Raw genomic sequence first — 766 nt, 5'->3', positions numbered from 1 at the left:
GGGGGCGGTGCTCGGCGCCGACCTGCTGGGCGACGCCCATATCCACAGGGATTACCAGTTGCTGGAGCAGAACCTGCAGGCGGCCCACCCAGCGCTCGCCGCCCGAACGCGGCTGGTGGATCCCTTGGTCTCTCAGCAACTGCGCCGTCACGATCGGGACCCGCAACTTACATTGCTGTCCATCTATCATCAAAACGACGTCGCAGCCGACTTCGTGTTCCTGCCGGTGAACAGTGGCAATCCCATGGCTATGGTGGAGAATGATGGACGCAACGAGCATTGGTCGCTGCTGCTCGTTGATCGCCGCGACCCGGAAAGAGCGGTCGCCTATCACTACGACTCCATCCATCAGCGCGATAGACGGGGATACAATGACGCGCCTGCACGAGAGCTCGCAGCAAGACTGGACGCGACCGCCCTGGTGACACCCGAAATGGCCCGGCAGAACAACGGTGTTGATTGCGGCGTCTTCGTGGTGGACGGCACGCGCGCGCTGGTTCAGAGATTGGCGAACCAAGAGTGGCCGGAACGGCAGCGGCCGCTGCACCTCGACAACCTCGTCGCCGATCGGCAGGCGCTGCAAAACCGCCTGAGGCAGGGCCGCTTGCCGCACGAGCTTGCCGCAATCCCCGCGGAAGCCTTGGGAGCAGCCGGGTCGCAGGTGCAACACGCCGTGTTGCAAGAGCAGCAAGCCCGACAAGTCGCGCCAGCGCCGTTTGACCAGCACTTGGGCAGGACTCGCGAGGCCCAGGACGAGCTGCCGAGC

1 protein-coding gene is annotated in these 766 nt (G+C 64.6%); it reads left to right on the top strand.

Annotated features, from left to right (window positions below):
- Positions 1-766 (top strand): Ulp1 family isopeptidase (locus AC0L16_RS33530; RefSeq protein ID WP_473625806.1); only part of this gene is annotated, 766 nt, incomplete at both ends.

This window comes from Mesorhizobium sp. WSM4848 (assembly GCF_055811375.1).
Note: the sequence above shows the minus strand (reverse complement) of the source record. Positions and strands in the feature narration are given on the sequence as shown.